The organism is Ruegeria sp. B32 (genome assembly GCF_025141855.1).
In the GTDB taxonomy this organism is placed as follows: Bacteria; Pseudomonadota; Alphaproteobacteria; order Rhodobacterales; family Rhodobacteraceae; genus Ruegeria; species Ruegeria arenilitoris.
In genome coordinates this window covers 828,431-855,273 of sequence record NZ_CP081106.1, presented here as the reverse complement: position 1 = coordinate 855,273, position 26,843 = coordinate 828,431, and the positions used below count along the sequence as shown (strand labels likewise).

Here is a 26,843-nt window from a genome sequence, read left to right as displayed (position 1 = left end):
AATGCAAAAGACCGGGACTTGCCATGACTGACTTCAAGAAAATCCTGATCGCCAACAGGGGTGAGATTGCCATTCGCGTGATGCGCGCCGCGAACGAGATGGGCAAACGCACCGTTGCCGTCTATGCCGAGGAGGACAAGCTGGGCCTGCACCGGTTCAAGGCGGACGAGGCGTATCGCATCGGCGAGGGTCTGGGCCCGGTCGCGGCCTATCTGTCGATAGACGAGATCATCCGCGTCGCCAAGGAAAGCGGCGCTGACGCCATCCACCCGGGCTATGGCCTGCTGTCGGAAAACCCCGATTTCGTGGATGCCTGCGTGCAGAACGGTATCACCTTCATCGGCCCCAAGGCCGAAACCATGCGCGCCCTGGGCGACAAGGCCAGCGCACGCAAGGTGGCGATTGCCGCCGGTGTGCCGGTGATCCCGGCGACCGAAGTGCTGGGCGATGACATGGACGCGATCCGCAAGGAAGCGGCCGAGATCGGCTATCCGCTGATGCTCAAAGCGTCCTGGGGCGGCGGCGGCCGGGGGATGCGCCCGATCTATTCCGAAGACGAGTTGGAAGAAAAGGTTCTGGAAGGCCGCCGCGAGGCCGAGGCCGCATTCGGCAATGGTGAGGGCTATCTGGAAAAGATGATCACCCGCGCCCGCCATGTCGAGGTGCAGATCCTGGGCGACAAACACGGGCAGATCTATCACCTGTATGAACGCGACTGCTCGGTTCAGCGCCGAAACCAGAAGGTCGTGGAACGCGCCCCTGCCCCCTATCTGACCGAAGAGCAACGCGCCGAGATCTGCGACCTGGGCCGCCGCATCTGTGCGCATGTGAACTATGAATGCGCCGGCACGGTCGAATTCCTGATGGATATGGAGACCGGCAAGTTCTATTTCATCGAGGTGAACCCCCGCGTCCAGGTCGAACACACCGTGACCGAAGAGGTCACCGGCATCGACATCGTGCAGGCGCAGATCCTGATCGCCGAGGGCAAGACCCTGGCCGAGGCCACCGGCAAGGCCAGCCAGGACGAAATCCGCCTGAACGGCCACGCGCTGCAGACGCGCGTGACCACCGAAGACCCGCTCAACAACTTCATCCCCGACTATGGGCGCATCACGGCCTATCGTTCGGCCACGGGCATGGGCATCCGGCTGGATGGCGGCACGGCCTATGCCGGCGGGGTGATCACGCGGTATTACGACTCGTTGCTGACCAAGGTCACCGCCTGGGCGCCGACGCCGGAAAAGGCGATTGCCCGGATGGACCGCGCCCTACGAGAGTTCCGCGTGCGCGGTGTTTCCACCAACATCGCCTTTGTCGAAAACCTGCTGAAGCACCCGACCTTCCTGTCGAACGAATACACCACCAAGTTCATCGACGAGACGCCCGAGCTGTTTCAGTTCAAGAAGCGCCGCGACCGGGGCACCAAGGTTCTGACCTATATCGCCGACATAACGGTGAACGGGCACCCCGAGACCAAGGATCGCCCGCGGCCGCGTGCCGACCTCAAGGAACCCAAGCCCCCCGCGCCCAAGGCGGAACCGCTGATGGGCACGCGCAACCTGCTGGAACAGAAGGGCCCGCAGGCCGTGGCCGACTGGATGAAGGCCCAGCGCCAGTTGCTGATCACAGACACCACCATGCGCGACGGGCACCAGTCGCTGCTGGCCACCCGGATGCGCTCGATCGACATGATCCGCGTCGCACCCAGCTATGCCGCGAACCTGCCGCAGCTGTTCAGCGTCGAATGCTGGGGCGGGGCGACTTTCGACGTGGCCTATCGTTTCCTGCAGGAATGCCCCTGGCAGCGCTTGCGCGACCTGCGCGAGGCCATGCCCAACCTGATGACCCAGATGCTGCTGCGCGGTGCCAATGGGGTGGGCTATACCAACTATCCCGACAACGTGGTGCAGGAATTCGTGCGCCAGGCCGCGCAGAACATCGACGTGTTCCGCGTCTTCGACTCGCTGAACTGGGTCGAGAACATGCGCGTGGCGATGGACGCTGTGATCGAGAACGGCAAGATCTGCGAAGGCACCGTCTGCTATACCGGCGATATCCTCGACCCGAACCGCGCCAAGTATGACCTGAAATACTATGTCGGCATGGCCAAGGAGTTGCGCGACGCCGGCGCCCATGTTCTGGGCCTCAAGGACATGGCCGGCCTGCTGAAACCCGCCGCCGCGCGGGTGCTGATCCGCGCACTGAAGGAAGAGGTCGGCCTGCCGATCCATTTCCACACCCACGACACCGCCGGCATCGCCAGCGCCACCATCCTGGCCGCCAGCGAGGCGGGCGTGGACGTGGTGGATTGCGCGATGGACAGCTTCTCGGGCAATACCAGCCAGGCGACGCTGGGCACCGTGGTCGAGGCCCTGCGCCACACCGACCGCGACACCGGGTTGGACGTGAAGGCGATCCGCGAAATCAGCGACTACTTCGAGGCGGTGCGCGGCCAATACGCGGCCTTCGAATCCGGGCTGCAGGCCCCCGCCTCCGAGGTCTATCTGCACGAAATGCCGGGCGGCCAGTTCACCAACCTCAAGGCGCAGGCGCGCTCGATGGGGCTGGAGGAACGCTGGCACGAAGTCGCGCAGATGTATGCGGACGTGAACCAGATGTTCGGTGACATCGTCAAGGTGACGCCGTCCTCGAAAGTTGTGGGTGACATGGCGCTGATGATGGTCAGTCAGGGCCTGACCCGCGAGCAGGTCGAGGATCCCTCGACCGACGTGGCCTTCCCCGATTCAGTCATCGACATGATGCGCGGCAATCTGGGCCAGCCTCCGGGCGGTTTCCCCGAAACGATCTTGACCAAGGTGCTGAAAGGCGAAAAGCCGAACACCGAACGGCCGGGCAAAGACGTGCCTCCGGTTGATTTGGAGGCCACCCGCGCGGAGCTCTCGAAACAGCTGGAAGGCATGGAGGTCGATGACGAGGACCTGAACGGATACCTGATGTATCCCAAGGTGTTCCTGGACTACATGGGCCGTCACCGCATCTATGGCCCGGTACGCACCCTGCCCACCCGCACCTTCTTTTACGGAATGGAGCCGGGAGAGGAGATCTCGGCCGAGATCGACCCGGGCAAAACGCTGGAAATCCGCTGCCAGGCTATTGGGGAGACGGACGAGAATGGCGAGGTCAAAGTGTTCTTTGAACTCAATGGCCAACCGCGCGTCATCCGGGTGCCCAACCGGATGGTCCAAGCCTCGACCATTCAGCGGCCCAAGGCCGAGCCGGGCAACGCCAACCATGTCGGCGCGCCGATGCCGGGCGTGGTTTCGACTGTCGCCGTCACCGCCGGGCAGGAGGTCAAAGAAGGCGACCTTCTGCTGACGATCGAAGCCATGAAAATGGAAACCGGCATCCATGCCGAACGCGACGCAACCGTGAAGGCGGTGCATGTCCAGCCCGGCGGCCAGATCGACGCCAAGGATCTTTTGGTCGAGTTGGGATAAAACCGTTAAAACACAGAAAGGCGCGCCATCAGGCGCGCCTTTTTTCATCCGAGCGGGCTAGTTCAACCGTCGCTGGACTCCGCGACAGGCTGTTGCGGCAACTGTTCCGGCGTGCTGTCAATCGAAACCTCTTCCTCGATCGGCGCTGGCAAGCCCAACAAATCGTGCAGTTCATGAAGAGCCGGATCGGACAAGTCACGGCCACCGGTCAAGGTATCAAGTGCTTCCTGCGGATCATCCGACCCTGCCAAGGCTTCTTCGGCTTCGGTCACAGCCTGCTCCGCTTCGGCCACGGCATCCTCGTATTTGTCCTGTGCGGTGATGCCCTCGGCTGCTTCTTCTTCAGTTGGCGCGAATTGGTCCTCGACCTCCGCTTCGGTCAGACCTTCCAGTTCGGACAGTTCCTGTTCGCGCATTTCAAGCTCCTCTGTCGCGCCCGAGAAACCAAGTACACTCTGCTGATAGCTGTAGAGCTTGCCCGGCATGCTGTTCGGGGCCGCATTCATCAGGGCAGTCTGGCTGGCATGCGCGGCATTCAAGCCCTTGAGCTCGGACGCGATTTTGCCGTGCTTGATTGACTTGACATACGGCTCCTCGACAACTGCCGCCGCTACCCGCGCTTTACGGATGGGTTTGTCGACTTTCTTTTTCCCGGTGAAGAATTCGTCGAGTTTGGCCGCAAAACCGTTCTGCCCTTTGGCCCGAGATGTAGTTTTGGTGTTCTTTCGTTGTGCCTTTGGTTTTGCGAGACCAAGACCGGCGAGAAAACCCTTGCCCTGGCCGGACCCACCCTTCGTGCTGCGCGCAGATCCTCCGAGGCTGGCACTGGATTTTTCGGCGCTTTTGCCATTTCCGTTGCCGCCACCGTTACTATTTCCGTTTCCACCACCGTTACCATTTCCGCCACCATTGCCATTGCCATTGCCATTCCCGTTCTTGGCTATGGCGATATCTGGCGTAGCCAACACCGCAACGAAGCTAACTGCCCCGGTCAGCAACAAAGATGTCGCCACAACCCGTGACATAGAAATAAACCAGTGCATGCCAATCCCCTCTTAGGTATCCAATTACTTGCGCCAACCGGCACAAGTTTGAGCAGAAATTTCGCATTATGCATATACTAGTTATCGAATACGGCAAAATTTGGCCTTCGAACGAAACCGCTGTTATCCACTCAGTTCGAGAGAATTGACCTCGGGCGGCAGTTTGAAAATATCATTAACTTCATAGGCTTGCTCGTTTCTCAACTGACCTGCAAAGAGGCTCAGAAGCATGGCTCCGACCAACGCAGTCAGTTTTATGTTCTCAACCTTGTTCATCCCTCCGTCTCCACCGTTGTCAATATCCGTGGCTGTAGGTTTCAACGGCTCAGCACACCTTTTCCGTCGCAAATTTTTTTCCGGCCAAGTGCGTTTTTCCTCTTGCAGCTTTCCGCCAGAATTTATAGTTCACGCCTCACTCGACGGCGCGGGCGTAGCTCAGGGGTAGAGCATAACCTTGCCAAGGTTAGGGTCGTGAGTTCGAATCTCATCGCCCGCTCCAACGAGGACCGAAAGGTCGCACAAGATATCTGATTGCGGGCGTAGCTCAGGGGTAGAGCATAACCTTGCCAAGGTTAGGGTCGTGAGTTCGAATCTCATCGCCCGCTCCAGATATCCACCTTCCCACAACAAGCACTGGCGGATCGGTCGGTCCTGCGCCATTCTGTTCTGACATGCAGCAGTCAGATGGATGCCCCGATGTCAGACTACCAAATTCGCACGCTGACCGCCGAAGAACTGCGCCACGCAGTGGATTGGGCCGGGCGCGAGGGCTGGAACCCGGGTCATGAGGACGCAATCTGTTTCCGCTCGACCGACCCCGACGGATTTCTGGGCGGGTTTCTGGATGGCGAGATGATCGCCTCGGTTTCAGCCGTGAACTACGACGACGCGTTTTCGTTTCTGGGTTTCTATATCGTGCGGCCCGAGTTTCGCGGATCCGGTCATGGTCTGGAAATCGCCCAGCACGCCCTGGCGCATTGTACGGGGCGAAACATGGGTTTGGACGGGGTGGTCGAACAACAGGACAACTACCGCAAGTCGGGCTTTGTCTTCGCCTACAACAATTATCGGTTCTCCGGCACAGTGTCAGGCATCCTCTCCAGCCTACCCAAGACCAGTATCGAGGTTGCGCCCCTCGGTGGCCTTTCCGAAGACCTTCGCATCTATGACCGTGCCCTGTTCCCCGCGCATCGGGATGCCTTTCTGACGGAGTGGCTGAGCGCACCGGGCCACATCTCGCGTGTTTGTATCCAGAAAGGTCGCATCGCCGGGTATGCAACTCTGCGCTCCTGCCTGAATGGCTACAAGGTAGGGCCGCTGTTCGCCGACGATCCGGACATCGCGCAGGCGCTTCTGGCTGCGGTCCTGGCCGAAGTTCCCGCTGATCACCAGAGTTCTGAGGTCTATGTCGACATGCCACAGCCCAACGCAGCGGCCTTTGCACTGGCTGACGCTTTGGGCCTGGAAAAAGTCTTTGAAACCGCGCGCATGTATTCCGACCACGAGCCGGATATCGACCTGAACCGCGTGTTCGGCGTGACGACGTTCGAACTTGGCTGAGCCTTAGAACGCCTTGAAGGTCATTGTTGTCAACGACCGTTCGATGTTCGGAATGACCAGAAGGTGTTCATTTATGAAATGGCCAACATCCTCGGTTTCGGGGATGTAAAGCTTGAGCAACAGGTCATATTCACCACTGGTGGAGTAGAGTTCCGAGTGGATTTCGCGCAGAGCGATCTCTTCGGCCACCTTGTAGGTGGTGCCGGGCTTGCAGCGGATCTGGATGAAAACGCAGGTGGACATTTCGTGGCCTTGTTGCTTCCGTTTGGCGCAGGCTGGCACGCCCTGCGCCCGGGCGCAATCCCCTGCAACAGTTTGCTGCGATTGCAATGATCGGGCTGGATAAGGCCGCCCGTCCCCGTCTATAAGCGCCCCTGTAGCAAGAGGATTTCGCCAATGCGCACAGCTTCGATCAGCCGCAAGACCGCCGAGACCGCGATTACGGTCGAGGTCAACCTCGACGGCACCGGCACCTATGACAACCAGACCGGTGTGGGGTTCTTCGATCACATGCTGGACCAGCTGGCGCGGCATTCGCTGATCGACATGACGATCCGGGCCAAAGGCGATTATCATATCGACGACCACCACACGGTCGAGGACACCGGCATCGCGTTGGGTCAGGCGCTGACGCAGGCGCTGGGGGACAAGAAAGGCATCCGGCGGTATGGCGAGTGCCATCTGCCGATGGACGATGCGCAGGTGCGCTGCGCGCTGGACCTGTCGGGCCGACCGTTTCTGGTGTGGAACGTGGACCTGCCGACGCCCAAGATCGGCAGTTTCGACACCGAGTTGGTGCGCGAGTTCTTTCAGGCGCTGGCCACCCATGGCGGCATCACCCTGCATATCGACCAGTTGCACGGCTTCAACAGCCACCACATCGCCGAAGCGGCGTTCAAGGCCGTCGCCCGCGCCCTGCGTCATGCGGTCGAGACCGACCCGCGCAAGGGGGATGCGATTCCGTCCACCAAGGGCGCGCTATAGATGCTGACCGCGATCATCGACTACGAAAGCGGCAACCTGCACTCGGCGGAAAAGGCGTTTCAACGCATGGCGCGCGAGCTGGACGCGGGTGAGGTCGTTGTGACCTCGGATGCCGACGTCGTCGCGCGCGCCGACCGGCTGGTGCTGCCCGGAGACGGCGCCTTTCCCGCCTGCGCGGCCGAGCTGCGTGGGCACAAGGGCATCCACGATGCGATGGTCGAAGCGGTCGAGCAGAAGGGCCGTCCGTTTTTGGGCATCTGCGTCGGCATGCAGCTGATGGCAACCACGGGCCGCGAATATACCGACACGCCGGGCCTGAATTGGGTGACCGGAGACGTGGTACGGATCGAGCCGGAAGACCGGGCGCTGAAGGTTCCGCATATGGGGTGGAACGATCTGGTGATCGAGAGCGAGCACCCGGTGTTCAACGGCGTCGCCTCAGGCGATCACGTCTATTTCGTCCACTCCTACCATTTCCGTGTCGCCAATCCGGCGCAACGCCTGGCCCATGTAGACTATGGCGGGCCGGTCACGGCCGTGATCGGCCGCGACACGATGATCGGGATGCAGTTTCACCCTGAAAAAAGCCAGGATGTGGGCCTGCGGATGATCGGGAACTTCCTGACCTGGGCCCCCTGACCGTTTACTGCACGCGGGTCCAGGTCTGACCGCGACAGATCAGGCCGCCCGCGACGCAACCCTTGACCGTCAGCTTGTTCTGACCGTCCAGCGACATCTTGGAATTGTAGGTCTTGTCCCGGTCCGGCGCCCAGATCTTGCCGCCGCTATAGCTGCCGCCGCCATCCGCGACCATGTCCCAGATGATGTTCTTGCCCAGGTTCTCGTAATCCAGCTGCTGGTTTCCGTCCTTGTCGAAGGCGCTGTCGATGGTGCCGCAAACGGCGCTGCCGCAAGGCCCGATCGAGACGTGCAGATATCCGCCGGTATCCCCCGGCTGGGTTTTCCAAAGCCCGTCGACCGGGTCATCCGCGCGCGCGCCGGTGGCCAAGATGACAAGTGCAGCCGCAGCGGCCCAAGCAAGTTTGTTCATGGTATCCTCCCTGTTTTGCAGGCAGTCTGACCGCCGGCACCCGTTCGGGCAAGATTGACTTTGCGTCGCGTTGCATCCCCTGCCCCGCCTGTGCCATATCCCGCGCCAGTACCAGTCACGAAAAGGCCGCCCGACATGATCCTCTATCCCGCAATCGACCTGAAAGACGGCCAGGCCGTACGCCTTCTGCGCGGCGAGATGGACAAGGCCACGGTCTTCAACGAAGACCCTGCCGCCCAGGCCCGCGCCTTTGTCGAGGCCGGCTGCGAATGGCTGCATCTGGTGGACCTGAACGGCGCTTTCGCCGGGGAACCCGTGAACGCCGCCCCGGTCGAGGCGATCCTGAAGTCCTGCGACGTACCGGCCCAGTTGGGCGGCGGCATCCGCGACATGGCCACCATCGAGACCTGGCTGGACAAAGGGCTGGCCCGGGTGATTCTGGGCACGGTTGCGGTGGAAAACCCCGATCTGGTCCGTCAGGCAGCCAAGGCCTTTCCCGGCCAGGTCGCCGTCGGCATCGACGCGCGCAACGGACGTGTCGCCACCAAGGGCTGGGCCGAGGAAACCGACGTGATGGTGACCGACCTGGCGCGCAGGTTCGAAGACGCGGGCGTGGCGGCGATCATCTACACCGACATCAACCGCGACGGCGCGATGCAAGGCCCCAATGTCGAGGCCACGGCCGATCTGGCCCGGGCAGTCTCGATCCCGGTGATCGCCAGCGGCGGAGTCAGCTCGCTGGACGACCTGATCGCCCTGCGCGACTGCGGGGCAAACCTGAACGGCGCGATTTCAGGCCGCGCGCTCTATGACGGCGCGCTGGATCTGCGCGAAGCCTTGGCGGCTTTGAAGGGTTAGGATATTGCAAGCGGTCCGCAAACAGGTTCTGCCAGAGCAGTCTGAATTGTGGTCGCTGTTCACTCCGGGTGATTTTGTTGACGGGTACTCGGTCCAAAGCGACCTTGCGCCGTTTGACGCAATGAAAATCGGTCTGAACATGCCGGGGTGGGTGAAGATCCTGATGGGGATCCGGAACGCAATCGTTGCCCCATTCGGTTTGAAGGACGGCAAGCACCTGAACACCGACAATGGCTCGCCCGACGCAGGCACCGGCGCGATTTTTCCCGTAACCTACAGGGATGAGACAGAGGTCATCGTGGGAATCGATGACCGCCATCTGGATTTCCGCATCGCCGTGCATCGCGACAAAGACCGCATAGTCATGGCAACCTGGGTGCGGCCTCACAATCGTTTGGGGCGTATCTATCTGACGGTGATCATGCCCTTTCACATTCTGATCGTGCGCAATTGCATGAAACGGATCGCGCGCGCTTCTCAGGTATGACGCCGATCAGTTGGCTGCGGCACTCGTCAGCTTGTTCAACGCACCGCGCATCTTGTCGATTACGGGGGATTTTTCCACCGCATCAAGCTCGTCCATGGTTTCCTTGGGATCCTCGTACACCAACCAGACCTGGCCGTCGGCATCCTCATAGGCTTGCACCTTGAGCGGAAGGAATAATCCCGCGCGGGGATCGATCTGCATGGCGGGCGTTCCCAGGGCCGGGTTTCCGAAGATCAACACCTGATTGGGCGGTATCGTCATGTCGACCTTATGCGCACCGGCCGCGTGGTCAACGCGGGCAAATACGGTCGCGCCTGCATTTTCGACGGCAGCCTGCAGCGCGTCGATGGCCTCGGTCACGGACTTGTCGGTCGGGACCTTGATGATGTCGTCAGCCATCGCCCAAGTCGCACCGGACAGAATGAAAGCGGTTGCAAGAAACAAGTTGCGCATGGTCTTCACCTCCTGCTGAAATCCGCTTCAGTTTCACGAGGTTCCGGGCGCAGGACAATCACAACTCTGGCATCGGCGGGGCTTTGCCGGTACAGGTGCGGCAACAAAGGACAAACCATGCTGAAAACCCGCATCATTCCCTGTCTGGATGTCGCCGATGGCCGCGTGGTCAAGGGCGTGAATTTCGTGGGCCTGCGCGACGCGGGCGATCCGGTGGAATCGGCCAAGGCCTATGACGCCGCCGGCGCTGACGAGATCTGCTTTCTCGACATCCACGCCACCCACGAAAACCGCGGCACCATGTTCGACGTGGTTCAGCGCACGGCCGAGCAGTGCTTCGTACCGTTGACGGTGGGTGGCGGCGTGCGCACCAAGGAAGACGTGCGCGCGCTGCTGCTGGCCGGGGCCGACAAGGTCAGCTTCAACTCGGCCGCCGTGGCGAACCCCGACGTGATCGCCGAGGCTGCCGACCAGTTCGGCAGCCAGTGCATCGTCTGCGCCATCGACGCCAAAACCGTCAGCCCCGGCAAATGGGAGATCTTCACCCACGGCGGACGCAAACCCACCGGCATCGACGCGGTAGAGTTCGCCAAGACCGTCGTCGCCAAGGGCGCGGGCGAGATTCTGCTGACCTCGATGGACCGCGACGGCACCAAGGCGGGGTTCAACATTCCGCTGACGCGCGCCATCTCGGATGCGGTCGACGTGCCGGTGATCGCCTCGGGCGGCGTGGGCAATCTGGATCATTTGGTCGAAGGCGTGACCGAAGGCGGAGCCAGCGCGGTGCTTGCGGCCTCGATCTTTCACTTCGGCGAATACACGATCCGCGAGGCCAAAGAGCACATGGCATCCGCGGGTATCCCCATGAGGCTGACATGAGCATACTGAACGAGCTGGCCGCCACGATCGCATCCCGCAAGGGCGCGGACCCCGAATCAAGCTGGACCGCCAAGCTGCTGTCCAAAGGCCCCGAGAAATGCGCCGAGAAGTTTGGCGAAGAGGCCGTGGAGGCGATCATCGAAGCCGTGAAGGGTGACCGCGACCGGCTGACATCCGAGGCCGCCGATGTGCTGTATCACCTGCTGGTCATGCTGGCCGCGCGCGACGTGGCGCTGGAAGACGTTCTGGCCGAGCTTGCCAGGCGGCAGGGCACCAGCGGCATCGCCGAAAAGGCCGCACGCGACCGGGGCTGAGACCCGGCTTTCACCAATAGCGTCCGCGCCCTATACTGATTGACCGAAGCGCCTGCCGGGCGCAGGGGCGACGAGGGACACAGGCATGTTCAAACCCATGATCTGGGCACTGACGACGCTGGCCATTCTGGGGCTTGGCGCATGCTCATCCGCGCCGCCCGCTCGCAGCGACGACGTCGCGCGGCTTGCAGCCCAGATCCAGGCGCTGGGGCCCGAGGTCGACCCGGAAGAGGCCCAGCGCGCGGCCCGCGTCACCTATGCCTATACCGCGCAACTGGCGCAGGATTACCAGATCACAGACTCCCCTCTGATCCATAACGCCAAGGTCAACAAAGGGCTGCGCCCGCGCGGGCTTTGCTGGCACTGGGCCGAGGACATCGAACGGCGCTTGAAGCAGGAGAACTTTCGCACGCTGACCCTGCACCGCGCGATCGCCAACGCCGACAACCCGTTCCGAATCGATCACAGCACGGCAATAATCAGCCGACGCGGTGATTCGATGTACGACGGTGTCGTTCTGGACCCATGGCGCTATGGAGGGGTCCTGTTTTGGAGTCCTTTGCGCGAGGACACGCGCTATGACTGGGTCCCGCGCGACATCGTGCTGGAGAAACGGCGGCAAGAGCAGCTTGCGGAACTCAACGCCGTGGCGGTCAACTGAGCGGTCAGAGTTTTGATGAGATGATGCCGGTGGCGAACCCGCCCATGCGCAGCTCGCCGAACAGGCGCTGATATTCGATCTTGGGGCAGCGATTCATGACGACATCGACACCGCGCGCCTGCGCCACCGCGGCGGCCTCGGTGTTTTCGACGCCGATCTGCATCCAGATCGTGCGCAGGTCGGGAAATGCAGCCAACGCCTCGTCCACGATCGGAGGAACGGCTTCGGACCTGCGAAAAATATCTACCATGTCAACGGGTTCACTGATTTCGGACAACGAAGCCCGAACGGTTTCACCAAAAAGATCGGCTCCGGCATGGCCGGGATTGACCGGAATCACCCTGTACCCCTTGAGCGACAAGTAGCGCGCAACATAGTAGCTGGGCCGTACTGGGTTCATCGACACGCCAACGACCGCAACCACCTTGGTGCGTTTCAGGACGGATCTGAGGAAGTCATCGGAATAGTCGGCCATGGCTGCAGCCTAGCCGTGACTTGGAAAAGAAAAAAGCGCCCAAGGATACCTTGGGCGCCAGTTGTTGGAACGAGGGACAGTGAAATGACCCGCGGCAGTTCCGTTCCGCGGTCACTGTGACATTTAGGCACGAGTTTCGGAAAAAAAAGAGGCCGCGCGCATTTTTGTGATGACACTAGCGGATAAGCGAGAATTCGCCTGTCAACCGTATAGGATCGCCGGCCAGTTCTTCTCGGCCTTCTGGATAAAGCCGGTCGTGTCCGCCAGCCACATCTTTTCGATCTCGAGGGAATGCGTCAGATACAGCCTGCCGCCTACGATTTTCCACGCCATCGGGTCCGTGCTGGTGAGCTCGCCATAGGCCATGGCATAGGCGCAATATCCGCCGAACCTCGGCGCGTAGGCACGCGGATTAAGTTCAAACGCCTCTCGGTTCTCCTGCGAGGCAAACCGCCAGGTAGCGCCCTTCCACATCACTGCAATGTCGGGTTGCCCTTGAACCGGGCCGCCATCGCGAAAATAACTGACCGCGTCATAACCGGTAATGGCCGCACCTTTTGCGGAATAGAAGACCGGGGCGGTCTGCGCCCGCAATGTCAGCGGACCAGCGATTGAAAATGTGAGACCGGCAAGTACGGAGCGTCGGGATAGCATCAGATTTCACGGGTTGTGTTTTACAGACGCTATAAGATGCAACTTTTGACGCGCCGCGAAACCCACTTGACGCAGTTGTGAAGGGTCGTGTCGGAAAGGGCTCAGTCGAACACGTCCTCGATCACATCCCAAGCTTCGTCCAGAACGCGCGAGAAAAGGCCCTTTTTCCTTTTCTTGTAGCTCTTCTTTTTGGGCTTTTGCATCGGAATGCTGTGTCGCGGCTGTGGATCCGAAGCCTTTTTGACCGGGATCATCTTCAGGTTATGCAACGGGGCGCCGCAACTGGAACAGCTGAGTTCGTGCCGCTGGCGACCCTTGAGGACCAGCGCCGCGCGGGTGCCGCAGTAGCAGCACGTAGCAATCTTGGACGGGGCGGGAATGGGTCTCTCCTCTCAATGCGGCTGAGAAGCATATAGGGCAATCGCCGCGGCATTTGAGACGTTCAGGGATCCGAAACCGCCCGCTGCGTCAATTTTGACAAGCATATCCACCGTTTCCTTGGTCTTTTGCCGCAATCCCGGCCCCTCGGCGCCCAGAACCAGCGCAACCGGACGATCGCGCTTGCCTTCCAAAGCGGCCTCGATGGTCTGATCGGCCTCACCATCCAGGCCCAGAACCAGGAACCCCATATTCTGCAACTCAACGATCGCGTCGGCAAGGTTGCGGACCCGCAGATAGGGCTGGCGTTCCAACGCACCGCTGGCGGTCTTGGCCAGCGCACCGGTTTCCGGCGCAGAGTGGTGGCGCGTGCCGATGACCGCGCTGGCGCCCAGAACCTCGGCCGAGCGCAGAATCGCGCCCACATTGTGCGGATCGGTCACGCGGTCCAACAGCAGCACCCGAGGGTTTTCGCGCCCGATGCAATTCTCGGCCAGACCGCCCCACTCCAGCGGCTTGGCTTCAAGCGCCGCGCCTTGGTGCACCGAGCCCGGGTCGATTGGCGCATTGAATTTTCGCGGATCGACGAGTTCAGCCTGCATGCCGGATTCCGCGATCGCATCCGCCAGCTTGTCCTGTGCGTTGCGGGTCACGATCAGGCGCAGTTTCTGCCGTTTGGGGTTCATCAACGCATCACGCACGGCGTGCAATCCGAACAACCAGACGGTTTCGGAAGCCGCCGCTTTGCGCGCCTGCTCTTTCTCAATTACCCACTTCGGTTTCTTCATTTTACTGGCCTCCGGGCCGGGAACAATGTTTCCTGCGCCAAAGCGGAATTTTCCTGTTGACGCTCCTTTTGAGCGCTAGTAATCACGCCTCCACGTCAGGTGCAACGCCTGACAGTGGGCGACAGGCCGCAAGGTGTGGCAGGGGACTGTAACTCCCTCGCGGAGACGCACGCCTGGTTCGATTCCAGGGTCGCCCACCATCTTCTTCCGCAAATCAGAACGCAGATGGATGGCGCACACCGGATTTGTCCGGGTGGACCTTTGCCCTTGCCCTCGATTCTGCAAGGAAATTCAGGTAAAGGTTGAGTGCCCGGAGATCATGCGGTGCCCCGAGCAGCAACGGCCGGTCATCGGACGGCTTGGGAATGGCGGTTGCGTCGAGACACCCGATGCTTGTATCGAAACCGGATTTTCTGACTCATCCTTTCCAATGAGCAGCTTAGCATCTTCAAATTCCAAAAATTTACAAATTCATGAATCAAAGAGTTCAAGAATTTACAAAATAATATTTCATTTCTAGGGACTTGTTGGGGAATTTTCATTCTGCCCCCCATACTTGCCCTGCGCAGGTTGCGTTTTACCCGACGGAAGAGGAGCCCGAGGGCGTAGCCTGCTAATTGGGAGGAATTCATGTCAAACAAATCTGTCACGCGTCGCGGCGTGCTGAAGTCTGGTGCCGTCACAAGCGCCGGTCTGGCATTGCCGACGATCTTCACGGCCTCGTCGGCCGCGGCCTATACCAACGAACCCACTGGCGGATCAGTCACGCTGGGCTTCAACGTGCCGCAGACCGGCCCCTATGCCGAAGAAGGCAATGACGAACTGCTGGCACAGCAGCTGGCGGTCGAGCATCTGAATGGCGAAGGCGACGGCGGCTGCCTGAACACCTTCACGTCCAAGGCGCTGAAGGGGAACGGCATTCTGGGCAAGAAGGTCGAGTTCGTCACCGGCGACACGCAGACCAAGTCCGACGCCGCCCGTGCATCGGCCAAGTCGATGATCGAAAAAGACGGCGCGATCATGATCAACGGCGGTTCGTCCTCGGGCGTGGCCGTGGCCGTTCAGGGCCTCTGCCAGGAGGCGGGCGTGATCTTCATGGCCGGCCTGACGCACGCCAACGACACCACCGGCAAGGACAAGAAGGCGAACGGCTTCCGTCACTTCTTCAACGCCTACATGTCGGGTGCCGCTCTGGCGCCGGTGCTGGCCAAGGAGATGGGCACCGAACGCCGTGCCTATCACCTGACCGCCGACTACAACTGGGGCTGGACCCAGGAAGAGTCGATCGTGGCGTCGACCGAGGCGATGGGCTGGGAGACGGTCAACACCGTCAAGACCCCGCTGGCCTCGACCGACTTCTCGTCCTACATCGCGCCGGTTCTGAACTCGGGCGCGGACGTGCTGGTTCTGAACCACTACGGCGGCAACATGGTCAACTCGCTGACAAACGCGATCCAGTTCGGCCTGCTGGACAAGGTCGTGAACGGCAAGGACTTCAAGATCGTCGTTCCGCTGTACTCGGAACTGATGGCAGCCGGTGCCGGCGAGAACATCAAAGGCGTTCTGGGTTCGATGAACTGGAACTGGCAGCTGCAGGATGAGGGCACCAAGGCCTTCGTGAAGTCCTTCGGCGAGAAGTACGGCAAGCCGCCGTCGAACTCGGCTCAGACTTGCTATGCCCAGGTACTGCTGTACGCGGATGCGTGCGAGCGCGCAGGCACCTTCAACCCGTGCGGCGTGGTCGAAGCTCTCGAGGACTTCGAGTTCGACGGTCTGGGCAACGGCCCGACCTGGTATCGCGGTGCCGACCACCAGTGCTTCAAGGACGTGCTGGTCGTGCGCGGCAACGAAAACCCGACCAACGCCTATGACACGCTGGAGATCGTCGAGATCACTCCGCGGGCGCAGGTCGAATACGATCCGGATCACCCGATGTTCGCCGGCGGCGAACTGGGCAAGTGCAACCCGGGCGCGTAACCCCGACACTCGGTTTTTCGCAAGAAAACCCCTGAGTCCTCAAAACGGCTCTCTCCGGTCAGACGACCGGGGAGAGCTGCCGGGACCAGTCAAAGGTAAGGACAATGGACGCAATCCTACTGCAAATTCTGAACGGGCTGGACAAGGGCTCGGCCTATGCGCTGATTGCGCTGGGGCTGACGCTGATCTTCGGCACGCTCGGCGTGGTGAACTTCGCCCACGGGGCCCTGTTCATGATCGGCGCCTTCTGTGCCGTCACGCTTCAGAAGATCTTCAACCTCAGCTACGAGGTGGTCGACGAGACCCAGACCGACTTTCTGGGCAACCCGCTGAAGGTGAAGACCCCCTATGTCGAAAGCTGGTTCGGCCCCGAGCTGGGCGCGACCATCATCGACTGGTCCGTGCCACTGGCCATCCTGTTTGCCATCCCGATCATGCTGATGGTCGGCTACGTGATGGAACGCGGCCTGATCAAGCATTTCTACAAGCGTCCCCATGCAGATCAGATCCTTGTGACCTTCGGCCTGGCCATCGTTCTGCAAGAGATCATCAAGTACTTCTTCGGCGCCAACCCGATCCAGACCCCGCCGCCTGCGGCACTGAGCGGGTCCGTCGATCTGGGCGTGGCGCTGGGATTCGATCCAAACGCGATCATCTATCCGATCTGGCGTCTGGTCTATTTCCTGTTCGCAGTCGTGATCATCGGAGGCGTGTTCTCGTTTCTGCAGTTCACCACCTTCGGCATGGTCGTGCGCGCCGGAATGGCCGACCGGGAGACCGTGGGCCTTCTGGGCATCAACATCGACCGACGGTTCACCATCATGTTCGGCATCGCAGCCGCCGTGGCTGGCCTCGCTGGCGTGATGTACGGGCCGCTGAACCCGCCCAACTATCACATGGGAATGGATTTCCTTGTGCTCAGCTTCGTGGTCGTCGTGGTCGGCGGCATGGGCTCGCTGCCCGGCGCGGTTCTGGCCGGGTTCCTTCTGGGCATCCTTGAAAGCTTTGCCTCGACCACCTGGGCGACCACCACGATCCCGGGCATCAACCAGATCATCATCTACCTTGTCGCCATCATCGTTCTTCTGACCCGTCCGCGGGGTCTGATGGGCCGCAAAGGCGTGATGGAGGAATAACCCATGCTGGGACTGAACAAAAAAGACACAAGCCTGCTGATCGTCGTCGCAATCCTGACGCTGCTGGCCCCCTTCATCCTGAACCCCTTCCCCACTGACAGCGCCATGGCGCAGTTCAATGCGGGCTATCCGGACCTGATGCAGCGGTTCGTGATCTTCGGCATCTTTGCCATCGGGTTCAACATCCTGTTCGGCCTGACCGGATACCTGTCCTTCGGCCACGCGGCCTTTCTTGGGGTGGGTTCCTACTCGGCCGTCTGGATGTTCAAACTGCTCAGCTACAACGTCATCCCGGCCATCGCGCTGAGCGTCGTGGTCGCAGGGCTGTTCTCGGTGCTGATCGGCTATGTCAGCCTGCGCCGGTCGGGGATCTACTTCTCGATCCTGACGCTGGCCTTCGCGCAGATGAGCTTTGCGCTGGCCTATTCGGTGCTGTCGAACCCCAAGTTCAACCTGACCAACGGGGAAACCGGCCTGCAGGTCTATGCCGACGACCCGCAGATCCTGCAGGGGGCCAATGCGCCCGATTTGCCGCATCTGTTCGGACTGCCGATGCGCGCGACCTACACGATGGATGTGGGCGCGTGGAGCTTTGACTTCAACGCGGGCTACTATCTGTGCGCAGTGATCATGATGGTGGTGTTCTACCTGGCGATCCGCATTTTCCGTTCGCCCTTCGGCATGATGCTGCGCGCGGTGAAGTCGAACCAGCAGCGGATGAACTATACCGGGCTGAACTCCAAGCCCTACACTCTGGCCGCTTTCGTGATCTCGGGCATGTATGCCGGTCTGGCCGGTGGCCTGATGGCCGCAATGGACCCGCTGGCCGGCGCAGAACGGATGCAGTGGACCGCCTCGGGCGAGGTCGTTCTGATGACCATCCTGGGCGGCACCGGCACCCTGATCGGACCGGTTCTGGGCGCGGGCTTCATCAAATATTTCGAGAACATCTTCTCGAAGATCAACGACAACGTGCTGCACAGCTGGTTCGCGTTCCTGCCTGACGGGCTTGAGGACGCGGTGGTGTTCATCATCCACCCGTTCATCGGCAAGGGCTGGCACCTGACCCTGGGCATCCTGTTCATGCTGGTGGTTATCTACCTGCCCGGCGGGCTGGTCGAGGGCGGTCAGCGGTTGCTGAACTGGATCCGCCGCAAAAGCGTTGGCGGGGATGACACCCGCGAGGGCAAAACCGAGCCGGCAGAATAAGGAAACGCGTCAATGGCAATTCTGAAAGTAAAAGATGTCAGCAAGCGCTTCGGCGGCCTCAAGGCCCTGACGGACGTGAACCTGAGCGTCGAGGAAAACTCGGTCCATGCGATCATCGGCCCCAACGGGGCGGGCAAGTCCACCCTGCTGAACTGCCTGGTGGGCAAACTGATCCCGGATACCGGTTCGGTCTTGTTCGACAACCAGTCGGTGCTGGGGCGCGAGCCGTACCAGATCAACCAGATGGGCATCAGCCGGGTTTTCCAGACACCCGAGATCTTTGGCGAGCTGACCGTTATGGAAAACATGCTGATCCCGATCTTCGCGATGCGCGACGGGGCATTCCGCATGCACGCCTACGAAACCATCGCCAACGAAAAAGAGGTGGTGGAACAGGCCGAGGCCATGCTGGAAGAGATGAACATGGCCGACAAGCGGCACATGCATTCAGCCTCGCTGTCGCGCGGCGACAAGCGGCGGCTCGAAATCGGCATGTGTCTCAGCCAGAAGCCGCGCCTGCTGCTGCTGGACGAGCCTACGGCCGGCATGGCACGGGCCGACACCAACAACACCATCGACCTGCTGAAGCAGATCAAGGACGAGCGCGACATCACCATCGCGATCATCGAGCACGACATGCATGTGGTGTTCAGCCTGGCCGAGCGGATCACCGTTCTGGCGCAGGGCACGCCGCTGGTCGAAGACACCCCCGAAAACATCCGCGGAAACCCCAAGGTCCGAGAGGCCTATCTGGGCGAGGCGGCGTGAGGAAAAGCTATGAACGAGAAACCTGACTTTTCAAAAAACGCCAACATGGCCAGCACCGCGCCCGCGTTCCTGTCGGTGTGGGACATGCATTCGTATTATGGCGAAAGCTACATCGTCCAAGGCGTCAGCTTCAACGTCCACGAAGGCGAGATCCTGGCTCTGCTGGGGCGGAACGGGGCGGGCAAGACTTCGACCCTGCGCTCGATCGCGCGGGTCAGCGACCCCGAAGTGCGCCACGGCGAAATCTGGCTGGACCACAAGCCGCTGCACAACATGACCAGCCACGAGGCCGCCGCCGCTGGATTGGGTCTTGTGCCCGAGGATCGGCGGATCATCCCCGGCCTGACGGTCGAGGAGAACCTGCAGCTGGCCCAGATCGCCCCCCCGATCGGCTGGTCGCTGGAACGGATCTACGAGCTGTTCCCGCGTCTGGGCGAACGACGCAAGCAGGAGGGCGTGACCCTTTCGGGCGGCGAACAGCAGATGCTGTCCATCGCCCGGGCGCTGGCCCGGGACATCAAGGTGCTGCTGCTGGACGAACCCTACGAGGGGCTGGCCCCGGTGATCGTGGACGAGATCGAAAAGACGCTGATCCACATCAAGCAGCAGGGCATGACCACCATCATCGTCGAACAGAACGCGGTGCGCGCGCTGCAACTGGCCGACCGGGCAATCATTCTGGACACCGGCTGCATCGTGTTTGACGGCACCGCCGACGAAGTGCTGGAAAACACCCAGCTGCGCGAGGAATATCTGGCGATCTGACCCGCGTCAGTTGGGCAGGCAGGCCCATTCGGCCACGACCCGCCCCTGCCGCAGTGCCAGAACCGTGCCGAATTGGTTCAGAACCGCTTCACTCTGACTGGGGCGCAGCAAGGCGATATCGCCGGGCTGCGCCCTGGTTGTTTTGGGACCCACCCAGACCTCTTGATTGCTTGAACGCCCGAACGCGCCGGAATAGCCGAACCCTTCGGGCCAGACGGGGCTGGCCAGGTAATGTCCGCCGGAAATGGCGAGGTTGGTCCGGTGCAGTCCGGGCAGGTCGATCCCCGGCACCGGGTTGCGCGGCATCACCTTGAGGATCGGCGTGGCCAGGAACAGGGCAGGCAGAAACGCCCCGGTCGATGCATGATCAAAATCCGAAGGCTTCACCAGAACCGACCCAAAGGCGACCTCGGTCGCCGGAGTTCGTGTGGCCGGGTTCTGAAAGGTCAGGCTGCCACCGGTGTTCAGGCACAGCCCATGCGCCCCCTGCCCCAGTGCAGCGACCGCCCGTTCATATGCTTTCGCACTGGCGCGCCGCGCGCGGCGTCGGAGCAGCGCAGGCAGTTTGGCCAGATGCACCTCGTACCCCATCACGCCCGACAGGGTGGCATGGGCATGATCCGCGATCCGTGCCGCGACGCCCGCGACCTGATCGGGGGTCAACCCGCCTCGGTGCAGGCCCACGTCGATCTCGAGCGACAAGCGCAGGGTTTGGCCCGTGTCAGTGGCCAGCGACAGATACGCGTCCAGCCGCTGTGGCGTGTCGATCAGCCACTGCACCCGCCGGGCGGCGTCGGGATGTGTCTCAAGAATCCGCCGGGCGGCCGTCACCGGCAGCGGTTTGCCCAGCAGGTAATCGGTGTCCGGCTCGGCGGCCAGCAGAGCCGACAGCATGGGTTCGGAAAAGCTCATCAGGCCCGATGTCGGAATCCGGGCGCGGATATGGTCCAGCAGAGGCAGGCACGGCAGCGATTTGGCCACCAACCGGGCCTGCAGACCGTGGCCCAGCCCCGCGCGGGCAGCGTCACAATTCGCCTCGACCCGGTCCAGATCGACGACGGCAATCGGCCGGTCGACGCCATGATCGCGCAGCGCTTGAGCGAGCTGTTCAAGATACTCTGCGATCATGGGAGGAACATCCGGGCCAGCGCGGGTGTCAAGAACTTGCCCTTTGGGTCCAGCTTTTCACGCAATGCGCAGAAGGCATCGAAATCGGGATAGAGGCGCGACAGATCGGAATAGGTCAGGCTGTGCAACTTGCCCCAATGGGGGCGGCCGCCGGCCTGCAGGAACAACGGCTCCATCGCCTCGAAATAGCGCAGATGGCCTTCCTTCGCATCGGTGTGGATGGCAACCGATACCCGTGGTCCACCTTGGAACGGTGATAGGCAGGCGTCGTCGCCTGCGGTCTGGCGCACCTCGATCGGGAAATAGATGTCGGCGTGGTCACGCTCCAACCGTCGGATCAGTTCGGACAGCACGTCACGGGCGTTTTCCGGCGGCAGGTGGTATTCCATTTCCTTGAACCGGATGTGCCGGTCGCTGCACAACACACGCCAGCTTTCGCCAGTGTAGTCCTCGTCGGACTGGGCCATCGTCAGCAGACGCAGCAGGGCGCGCCGCAGGCCGGGACTGAGCCGACCCGCGCTGCGCGCCAGCTTCAGAACCTTGACGGCGATCATGTCCAAATCGCGCGGCGCGCGGGTCTCGGGTGCATCGGTGATTTCATGCCGGATTTCAACGGTCTTGCCGGTGAAGGGGATGTAGAAGAACTCGAAATTCCGGTTCTCGTCCCAATGCTGGTGCATGCGCTCCAGTGTGTCCTGCAGGCCTGACAGACGCACCCGGCGGCGCAGGTTGTATTTCGGCACGACGTTGATCTGCGCCTCGGTCAGGGTGCCCAGCAGACCCAGCGAGACCTGCACCATGTTCAGCGGAATGTCGTCGGTGGTCAGGGTCTGTCCGTCAGCGCCGATCAGCCGGGCCGCCGTGATCTCGGCAGACAGGCACGGCAGGGTGCGCCCGGTGCCATGGGTCGCCGTGGCCGCCGCGCCGGCCAGTGTCTGCACGTTGATATCACCCAGATTGCGGAAGGCCAGGCCGTGCTGACCCAGGGCCGGCGACAGATCGCGCAACCGGGCATTGGCGTTGACCCAGGCCCGTTCGCCTTCGATCTGCGTAACGGCAGGCAGGTCCAAGGCGGTAAGGTCAATGAAATGTTGCGCGCCCGGAACCAGCGGGGTGAAGGAATGCCCTGCCCCGACCGGACGCAGGGTTTCTGCAGAGGCGATCAGCTGCTGCAGGTCTTCGGTCGTGGTCGGCCGCTTGGGCCGTATTTGGCTGGTCTGGTTGCCTGCCCAATTCTGCCACATGGCTGATCCTCCTTCCATCCGGGGCAGAGGATTGCAGCGGGGGCGATAGGGAACAAGCCCGGTTTTCAGGACGTTACGTCGGGAAAGCTGTTATTCGGCGGCAGGCCGCAGGTTGGCGACGCTGTCGAACCAGGCCTCGATGGCGTCCAGATCGGGTTCAAGCGACTGCGCCGCACCATCGGTGAAATCCACGAACTTGTCACGGTTCAGGCCGTTGACCCCGACCAGCACCGGGATATCCAGCGCCAGCGCCTCGCCGATGACGGGGCGGAACCCGCGGCCATCGGCCTCGTGCTTTCCGAACTTGTTGACGACCAGCAGTTGCGGACGGTCGGCCAAAGACGCCGTCACATATCCCACCGCCTGCTCCAACGCGGCCGGGTCCAACCGGCATCCGCGCGACTGACTGCCCAGCGATTGCGAGATGCGGATGGTTTCGCCATCCGGCAGCACGCGCAGGTCCATGTCGCATTTGCTGCTGTCGGCGCATTCGGTGTTGGTCTGAACCACACCGGCCAGACGGGCGCCCTTGGCCAGCAGACGTTCGGCTACCGCGCTCAGTAGGCGGTCGGTTGCGCCGCGATCGGCAGTGGTGACATAGGCCAGGTGCATCGGCAGACCTTTCTGGGTTTCATCTTGTTGTTTCAACTAGCACGCATAGGGCGCCCCTTCCAGCACCAGCATCAAGGCAGCGGAGACACTCCGATCACCGGCGCGTGCAGGTGCAACAGCGCGGCATAGGCTAGGCCCGCCACCAACCAGACCCAGGGCCTCGGCCAGGGGCGTGGCTGCCGCAGCGCCAGGCCTGCCGTGTTGCGCGACAGGCGCGGCCAATCGGCCCCCATCTCGCGCGCCTTGCGCCTGTCGATCAGGGCCATGCCCATCCAGGCAAAGCCCGCAAACAGGCCAAACAGGACCACATGAGCCAGGCTGCCATTGGCCAGCAGATGCGCCAGCGCCCACAGCACCATCGCCAGCAGGATCGGGTGGCGGGTGGTGCGCAGGATGCCGGGCTCATTGGGGTTGAACGGGCGGCGTCCCAGCCCGCCGAAGGAAAACGGGTTGGTCGCCGCCAGCCCGGCCACCGCCAGCCAGCAGACGACGGGCATCACCAGCAGCGGCACCCAGCGCAGGATCGCCAGCGGCGGGATGACCTCGACATAGGGCGCGTTGGCCGCGGCCACGATCAGCCAGGCCAGAACCGCCAGCGACATCGCCGAATAGACTGCGAAATAGGGCCCGCGCCCCATCAGCCCGATCAGCCGCCCGCGCACTGCCGGACGCGCCGGAATGGCGTGGCTGAGCAGAAAGATCACAAGTGCAGCAACAAAAGCGCCCCAACCGGCCATGGTCATCTCCGCCTGTTTTGCGCCCGGAATACCGAGGGAAACGGCCCCGGTCCTTGTCCGAAATCAAATGTGGTCGGGGGCAGCTGCGCCGCCCCCGATCCAGAGCTACAGGCCCAGCGCCTTGCGGCGTTCCTCGGCAAATCCCTGAACCATGCGGTCGGCGATCAGCGCCAGGATGGCCATCGCCGCCCCGGCCGAAATGCCCAGCCCCACATCCGCCTGCCCCAGCGCCAGATAGATCGACTGGCCCAGACCGGTCGTGCCGATCAGCGCTGCGATCACCAGCATCGCAAAGGCATAGAGGATCGTCTGGTTCAGCCCCAGCAGGATCGTGGGCGCAGCGTAGGGCGCACGCACGTCGCGCATGATCTGCCACTCGGTCGCGCCGCTCGAGATCGCGGCCTCCATCATCTCGTCCGGGGTGTTGACCAACCCGTGACGGGTGTAGCGGATCATCGGCACGATCGCATAGGCGCAGATCGCCAGAAAGGCCGAGAACTCGCCGATCTGGAACACCATCAGCACCGGGATAAGGAACACGAACAAGGGAATCGTCTGCAGCATGTCGCAGATCGGGCGCACGATCTTCCAGACCGGCGACCAGACCGCGCTGGCGAGGCCGATCAGCCCGCCGACGACGGCGCAGAAAAACACCGCCGCACCGCTGAGATAGAGCGACAGCAACGCCCTCTCCCACAGGCCCGAGATCAGGATCGTGCTCAGCAGCGCCACCGACAGCGCCGCCAGACGCCAACCGCCTGCCACCCAGCCCAGCGCCGCCGCGCCGGTCAGCACAAAGGGCCATGGCAGGTTCGCGATGCCGGTTTCCAGCATGCCGATCAGGATCAGCGTGACCAGACCACCGGTCAGGTGCCCACGCCATGCCATCAGCAACGCGATCACCGCACCGGCGGTGAACAGGCCATAGCTCATGGCCGGGGTCCACTGGAACCCCCAGGTAAAGGGCAAAACGGCCTGATCCAGACCGATCCGCAACGGCAGCAAGACATAGAACATCGAGTTGTTCTTGAGCGAATCCAGCCACGGCCCGTTATTCTGGGTAAAGGCTGTCAGGCCGCTGTCCACCGCCTCCGCGACCGGATCCAGCAGCGTCAGTTCGGACGGATTGGGCAGCCGCGCCCAGAACAGCAGCGTGAACAGGACCGCAAAGCCGAGAAGCGCCCAGACGACGCGGTTGTCGTGACGTTTGCGCTCGGTTGCGAGCGTGCCGCTCATGCGGTCGATCACCACGGCAAAGACAACGATCACCATGCCGGCCAGCAGAGATTCACCGAACTGCGCCTTGCGCATGGTTAGCAGGACCTCCCAGCCGATATCGTTAAACCCGCCGATGACCGCAGCGATGATTACCATCGACAGGGCCGCCATCAGGCACTGGTTCACACCAACCATGATCTGCGTCGCCGCCGCCGGGATTTCGACCTGGAACAGCTGCTGGAACCGGGTGCCGCCCGACATGATAGCGGCTTCCTTGATCTCGGGCTCCACGCGCTCCAGCCCCAGCATCACGTTGCGCGCCATCGGCGGCGCCGCATAGATGGCCGAGGCGATCAGCCCCACCACAGGGCCAAACCCGAACAGCAGCAGCAACGGCGTCAGATAGGCAAAGGTCGGTACCGTCTGCATGATGTCCAATACTGCCTGAACGGCCGATTTCACCCGCGGCACCTCGTTGGCTAGAATGCCGATCGCTCCGCCGACAATCAGCGCGACCGGGACCGATACGGCCACCAGCGCCAAGGTGTTCATGCTCTCGGCCCAATAACCCGAGGCCAGCACGAAGCTGAGACCCAGAAAGCCCAGCGCCGCCATGGGCAACCCGCCCAAATACCAGCCGAGTGCCGTCACCAGCCCGATCAGGATCGGCCAAGGCGTGTGGCCCAGCACGAAATTGGCCCAGTTCATCGGATAGGCCATCAGGTCGGAAAACAGCCGGGCCGCCGGTTTGATCGCGTTCAGAAACCAGTCGAGGAAGGCGCCCACCCATTGCGTGGCCGGCACCTCCCACGACGCGGGCCATTTGACCAGCCAGGGCACATGCGGCTCAAGCGCCAGGCACAGCGCACCGACGACCAGCGTGATCAGGGCCGCCTGCGCGCCGGCTGTCAGGTGAATCCGAGTGGGTGTGGGAACATCGGCGACGACGGTCATGCGTCATCCACCTGCAGGGCTGCGGCCAGATCCGAGGGGTGCACGGTGCCGACGATTGCGCCGGTTTCGTCATGCACCGGCACGGGCTCGTACAATGCCATACAGCGCGCCAGCGCCGCGTCCAATGTCATCTTTGTTGTCAGGCCAGGGTCATCGGGACCGCGCTCGGCCTCGCCCGCTTGCATGACCGAGGCGACTTTGGCGTGCTGGCCCTTGGCCACGTCCTTTGAGAACTCGCGCACATAGTCGTCGACGGGGCGCAGAACGATATCCGTCGGCGTGCCGATCTGCACAATCTTGCCGTCCCGCATGATTGCGATGCGGTCCGCCAGCTTTAGCGCTTCTTGAATATCATGCGTGATGAAGACGATGGATTTCTTCAGCGTCGCCTGAATGCGCAGGAATTCGTCCTGCAGCTGCCGCCGGATCAACGGGTCCAGCGCCGAGAACGGCTCGTCCAAGAACCAGATGTCGGGGTTCACTGCCAAAGACCGGGCGATGCCCACGCGCTGACGCTGACCGCCCGAAAGTTGCCTGGGAAAGCTGTCCTCGCGGCCCTCAAGCCCCACCAGCGAAATGACTTCCTGCGCGCGGGCCAGACGTTCTTTGCGGCCCACACCCTGCACGCGCAGCGGATAGGCGACGTTTTCGGCCACCGTCATGTGCGGGAACAGTCCGAAATGTTGGAACACCATACCCAGTTTCTTGCGGCGCAGTTCGGTCAGCTGCTTCTTGGGGGCACCCATCACATTGTCGCCGTCGATGCGAATCTCGCCACCCGTTCCGGGCAACAGTTGCGAGATGCAACGGATCAGGGTCGACTTGCCGGACCCCGACAGACCCATGATGACGAACAATTCACCATCGCGGACTTCGAAATTTGCATCCTGAACAGCCGGGATGAACCCCTGTTCGCGCAAATCGGCGGCGGCCTTGTCGGCGTCGTTCCCTGACCGAGACAACGCGTCGGTCAGGGCTTTTTCTGCGCCTTGGCCAAAAACCTGCCAGAGAGACTGGCAGGCAATGGCTGGCGTATTCGCGTCAGTCAC

Annotated in this window: 28 protein-coding genes and 3 tRNA genes; 17 read left to right on the top strand and 14 right to left on the bottom strand. The window is 62.0% G+C overall.

Features of this window, described 5'->3' with window-relative positions; genetic code table 11:
• The first annotated feature begins 23 nt into the window (after positions 1 to 23).
• On the top strand, positions 24 to 3,461 hold the full coding sequence (locus tag K3752_RS04495) for a pyruvate carboxylase (protein WP_260065199.1): 3,438 nt from the start codon (positions 24 to 26) through the stop codon (positions 3,459 to 3,461).
• A gap of 62 nt (positions 3,462 to 3,523) precedes the next feature.
• Here K3752_RS04495 and K3752_RS04490 read toward each other — a convergent pair whose 3' ends face one another.
• Together K3752_RS04490 and K3752_RS04485 are read right to left on the bottom strand one after the other, a co-directional pair.
• Complete coding sequence (locus K3752_RS04490) at positions 3,524 to 4,504, bottom strand: hypothetical protein (protein ID WP_260065198.1); 981 nt, start codon at positions 4,502 to 4,504, stop codon at positions 3,524 to 3,526.
• Between the two features lie 123 nt (positions 4,505 to 4,627).
• On the bottom strand, positions 4,628 to 4,780 hold the full coding sequence (locus K3752_RS04485) for a hypothetical protein (RefSeq protein WP_170340270.1): 153 nt from the start codon (positions 4,778 to 4,780) through the stop codon (positions 4,628 to 4,630).
• A 148-nt stretch (positions 4,781 to 4,928) separates the two neighbouring features.
• Here K3752_RS04485 and K3752_RS04480 point away from each other — a divergent pair.
• The 3 genes from K3752_RS04480 to K3752_RS04470 all read left to right on the top strand — a co-directional run bounded on the left by K3752_RS04480 (position 4,929) and on the right by K3752_RS04470 (position 6,064).
• A tRNA-Gly gene (locus K3752_RS04480) sits at positions 4,929 to 5,003 on the top strand.
• A gap of 34 nt (positions 5,004 to 5,037) precedes the next feature.
• Positions 5,038 to 5,112, top strand: a tRNA-Gly gene (locus K3752_RS04475).
• A gap of 88 nt (positions 5,113 to 5,200) precedes the next feature.
• Entirely contained in the window at positions 5,201 to 6,064 is an 864-nt protein-coding gene (locus K3752_RS04470; protein WP_260065197.1) for a GNAT family N-acetyltransferase, read from the top strand.
• Between the two features lie 3 nt (positions 6,065 to 6,067).
• Here K3752_RS04470 and K3752_RS04465 read toward each other — a convergent pair whose 3' ends face one another.
• Positions 6,068 to 6,307 (bottom strand): Lrp/AsnC family transcriptional regulator, encoded by a 240-nt coding sequence (locus K3752_RS04465; RefSeq protein WP_050602861.1) that lies wholly within the window; start codon positions 6,305 to 6,307, stop codon positions 6,068 to 6,070.
• 153 nt (positions 6,308 to 6,460) lie between these two features.
• Here K3752_RS04465 and hisB point away from each other — a divergent pair, with 153 nt between their 5' ends.
• Positions 6,461 to 7,048, top strand: coding sequence for an imidazoleglycerol-phosphate dehydratase HisB (gene hisB, locus K3752_RS04460; protein ID WP_170357270.1), 588 nt, complete (start codon positions 6,461 to 6,463; stop codon positions 7,046 to 7,048).
• A complete protein-coding gene (gene hisH / locus K3752_RS04455; protein WP_170525221.1) occupies positions 7,049 to 7,687 on the top strand; it encodes an imidazole glycerol phosphate synthase subunit HisH in 639 nt (212 codons plus the stop codon). It begins immediately after the preceding gene.
• Between the two features lie 4 nt (positions 7,688 to 7,691).
• Here the strand turns inward: hisH and K3752_RS04450 are convergent, their stop codons facing one another.
• Entirely contained in the window at positions 7,692 to 8,099 is a 408-nt protein-coding gene (locus tag K3752_RS04450; RefSeq protein ID WP_260065192.1) for a DUF2147 domain-containing protein, read from the bottom strand.
• A 135-nt stretch (positions 8,100 to 8,234) separates the two neighbouring features.
• Between K3752_RS04450 and hisA the strand changes: the two genes are divergently transcribed.
• Both hisA and K3752_RS04440 read left to right on the top strand, forming a co-directional pair.
• On the top strand, positions 8,235 to 8,957 hold the full coding sequence (gene hisA / locus K3752_RS04445; protein ID WP_260065191.1) for a 1-(5-phosphoribosyl)-5-[(5-phosphoribosylamino)methylideneamino]imidazole-4-carboxamide isomerase: 723 nt from the start codon (positions 8,235 to 8,237) through the stop codon (positions 8,955 to 8,957).
• Between the two features lie 121 nt (positions 8,958 to 9,078).
• Complete coding sequence (locus tag K3752_RS04440; RefSeq protein ID WP_311201682.1) at positions 9,079 to 9,444, top strand: DUF2867 domain-containing protein; 366 nt, start codon at positions 9,079 to 9,081, stop codon at positions 9,442 to 9,444.
• Between the two features lie 6 nt (positions 9,445 to 9,450).
• Here K3752_RS04440 and K3752_RS04435 read toward each other — a convergent pair whose 3' ends face one another.
• The gene (locus K3752_RS04435; RefSeq protein ID WP_254432849.1) at positions 9,451 to 9,897 is read right to left on the bottom strand and encodes a DUF302 domain-containing protein; all 447 of its coding nucleotides are present in this window, start codon (positions 9,895 to 9,897) and stop codon (positions 9,451 to 9,453) included.
• 117 nt (positions 9,898 to 10,014) lie between these two features.
• Here K3752_RS04435 and hisF point away from each other — a divergent pair, with 117 nt between their 5' ends.
• The 3 genes from hisF to K3752_RS04420 all read left to right on the top strand — a co-directional run bounded on the left by hisF (position 10,015) and on the right by K3752_RS04420 (position 11,751).
• Positions 10,015 to 10,776 carry an imidazole glycerol phosphate synthase subunit HisF gene (gene hisF, locus K3752_RS04430; RefSeq protein ID WP_170340259.1) on the top strand — a complete coding sequence of 254 codons (762 nt, stop codon included), beginning with the start codon at positions 10,015 to 10,017 and terminating at the stop codon, positions 10,774 to 10,776.
• Positions 10,773 to 11,090 carry a phosphoribosyl-ATP diphosphatase gene (locus tag K3752_RS04425; RefSeq protein WP_170357264.1) on the top strand — a complete coding sequence of 106 codons (318 nt, stop codon included), beginning with the start codon at positions 10,773 to 10,775 and terminating at the stop codon, positions 11,088 to 11,090. The genes hisF and K3752_RS04425 overlap by 4 nt, the downstream gene beginning before the upstream one ends.
• Positions 11,091 to 11,175: 85 nt before the next feature.
• Positions 11,176 to 11,751, top strand: a complete 576-nt coding sequence (locus K3752_RS04420) for a hypothetical protein (RefSeq protein ID WP_260065186.1) — start codon at positions 11,176 to 11,178, stop codon at positions 11,749 to 11,751.
• 4 nt (positions 11,752 to 11,755) lie between these two features.
• Here the strand turns inward: K3752_RS04420 and K3752_RS04415 are convergent, their stop codons facing one another.
• The 3 genes from K3752_RS04415 to rlmB all read right to left on the bottom strand — a co-directional run bounded on the left by K3752_RS04415 (position 11,756) and on the right by rlmB (position 14,046).
• Positions 11,756 to 12,226 (bottom strand): CoA-binding protein, encoded by a 471-nt coding sequence (locus tag K3752_RS04415; protein ID WP_260065184.1) that lies wholly within the window; start codon positions 12,224 to 12,226, stop codon positions 11,756 to 11,758.
• A 201-nt stretch (positions 12,227 to 12,427) separates the two neighbouring features.
• Positions 12,428 to 12,880 (bottom strand): YHS domain-containing (seleno)protein, encoded by a 453-nt coding sequence (locus K3752_RS04410; RefSeq protein WP_260065182.1) that lies wholly within the window; start codon positions 12,878 to 12,880, stop codon positions 12,428 to 12,430.
• Between the two features lie 392 nt (positions 12,881 to 13,272).
• Positions 13,273 to 14,046 carry a 23S rRNA (guanosine(2251)-2'-O)-methyltransferase RlmB gene (rlmB, locus tag K3752_RS04400; RefSeq protein WP_170340854.1) on the bottom strand — a complete coding sequence of 258 codons (774 nt, stop codon included), beginning with the start codon at positions 14,044 to 14,046 and terminating at the stop codon, positions 13,273 to 13,275.
• Between the two features lie 116 nt (positions 14,047 to 14,162).
• Between rlmB and K3752_RS04395 the strand changes: the two genes are divergently transcribed.
• From K3752_RS04395 to K3752_RS04370, 6 genes are all read left to right on the top strand, one after another.
• Positions 14,163 to 14,246 (top strand) — tRNA-Tyr (locus tag K3752_RS04395).
• Between the two features lie 430 nt (positions 14,247 to 14,676).
• The gene (locus K3752_RS04390) at positions 14,677 to 16,023 is read left to right on the top strand and encodes a substrate-binding protein (RefSeq protein WP_093964815.1); all 1,347 of its coding nucleotides are present in this window, start codon (positions 14,677 to 14,679) and stop codon (positions 16,021 to 16,023) included.
• Between the two features lie 104 nt (positions 16,024 to 16,127).
• Complete coding sequence (locus tag K3752_RS04385; protein WP_170340251.1) at positions 16,128 to 17,159, top strand: branched-chain amino acid ABC transporter permease; 1,032 nt, start codon at positions 16,128 to 16,130, stop codon at positions 17,157 to 17,159.
• A 3-nt stretch (positions 17,160 to 17,162) separates the two neighbouring features.
• Positions 17,163 to 18,368 (top strand): branched-chain amino acid ABC transporter permease, encoded by a 1,206-nt coding sequence (locus K3752_RS04380; protein ID WP_093964813.1) that lies wholly within the window; start codon positions 17,163 to 17,165, stop codon positions 18,366 to 18,368.
• A 12-nt stretch (positions 18,369 to 18,380) separates the two neighbouring features.
• Complete coding sequence (locus K3752_RS04375) at positions 18,381 to 19,136, top strand: ABC transporter ATP-binding protein (protein ID WP_093964812.1); 756 nt, start codon at positions 18,381 to 18,383, stop codon at positions 19,134 to 19,136.
• 9 nt (positions 19,137 to 19,145) lie between these two features.
• The gene (locus tag K3752_RS04370) at positions 19,146 to 19,901 is read left to right on the top strand and encodes an ABC transporter ATP-binding protein (protein WP_170434613.1); all 756 of its coding nucleotides are present in this window, start codon (positions 19,146 to 19,148) and stop codon (positions 19,899 to 19,901) included.
• 6 nt (positions 19,902 to 19,907) lie between these two features.
• Here K3752_RS04370 and K3752_RS04365 read toward each other — a convergent pair whose 3' ends face one another.
• The 6 genes from K3752_RS04365 to K3752_RS04340 all read right to left on the bottom strand — a co-directional run bounded on the left by K3752_RS04365 (position 19,908) and on the right by K3752_RS04340 (position 26,843).
• The gene (locus tag K3752_RS04365; RefSeq protein WP_260065175.1) at positions 19,908 to 21,029 is read right to left on the bottom strand and encodes an alanine racemase; all 1,122 of its coding nucleotides are present in this window, start codon (positions 21,027 to 21,029) and stop codon (positions 19,908 to 19,910) included.
• Positions 21,026 to 22,273 carry a D-arabinono-1,4-lactone oxidase gene (locus K3752_RS04360; RefSeq protein WP_260065173.1) on the bottom strand — a complete coding sequence of 416 codons (1,248 nt, stop codon included), beginning with the start codon at positions 22,271 to 22,273 and terminating at the stop codon, positions 21,026 to 21,028. The genes K3752_RS04365 and K3752_RS04360 overlap by 4 nt, the downstream gene beginning before the upstream one ends.
• A gap of 90 nt (positions 22,274 to 22,363) precedes the next feature.
• Positions 22,364 to 22,885: a DUF2478 domain-containing protein gene (locus tag K3752_RS04355; protein WP_260066255.1), complete on the bottom strand. Its 522-nt coding sequence runs from the start codon at positions 22,883 to 22,885 to the stop codon at positions 22,364 to 22,366.
• A gap of 71 nt (positions 22,886 to 22,956) precedes the next feature.
• The gene (locus tag K3752_RS04350; RefSeq protein WP_260065171.1) at positions 22,957 to 23,622 is read right to left on the bottom strand and encodes an NnrU family protein; all 666 of its coding nucleotides are present in this window, start codon (positions 23,620 to 23,622) and stop codon (positions 22,957 to 22,959) included.
• Between the two features lie 105 nt (positions 23,623 to 23,727).
• Positions 23,728 to 25,794: a proline/glycine betaine ABC transporter permease gene (locus K3752_RS04345; RefSeq protein ID WP_260065170.1), complete on the bottom strand. Its 2,067-nt coding sequence runs from the start codon at positions 25,792 to 25,794 to the stop codon at positions 23,728 to 23,730.
• Complete coding sequence (locus K3752_RS04340) at positions 25,791 to 26,843, bottom strand: glycine betaine/L-proline ABC transporter ATP-binding protein (RefSeq protein ID WP_093964806.1); 1,053 nt, start codon at positions 26,841 to 26,843, stop codon at positions 25,791 to 25,793. Before K3752_RS04340 ends, K3752_RS04345 begins: the two co-directional genes overlap by 4 nt.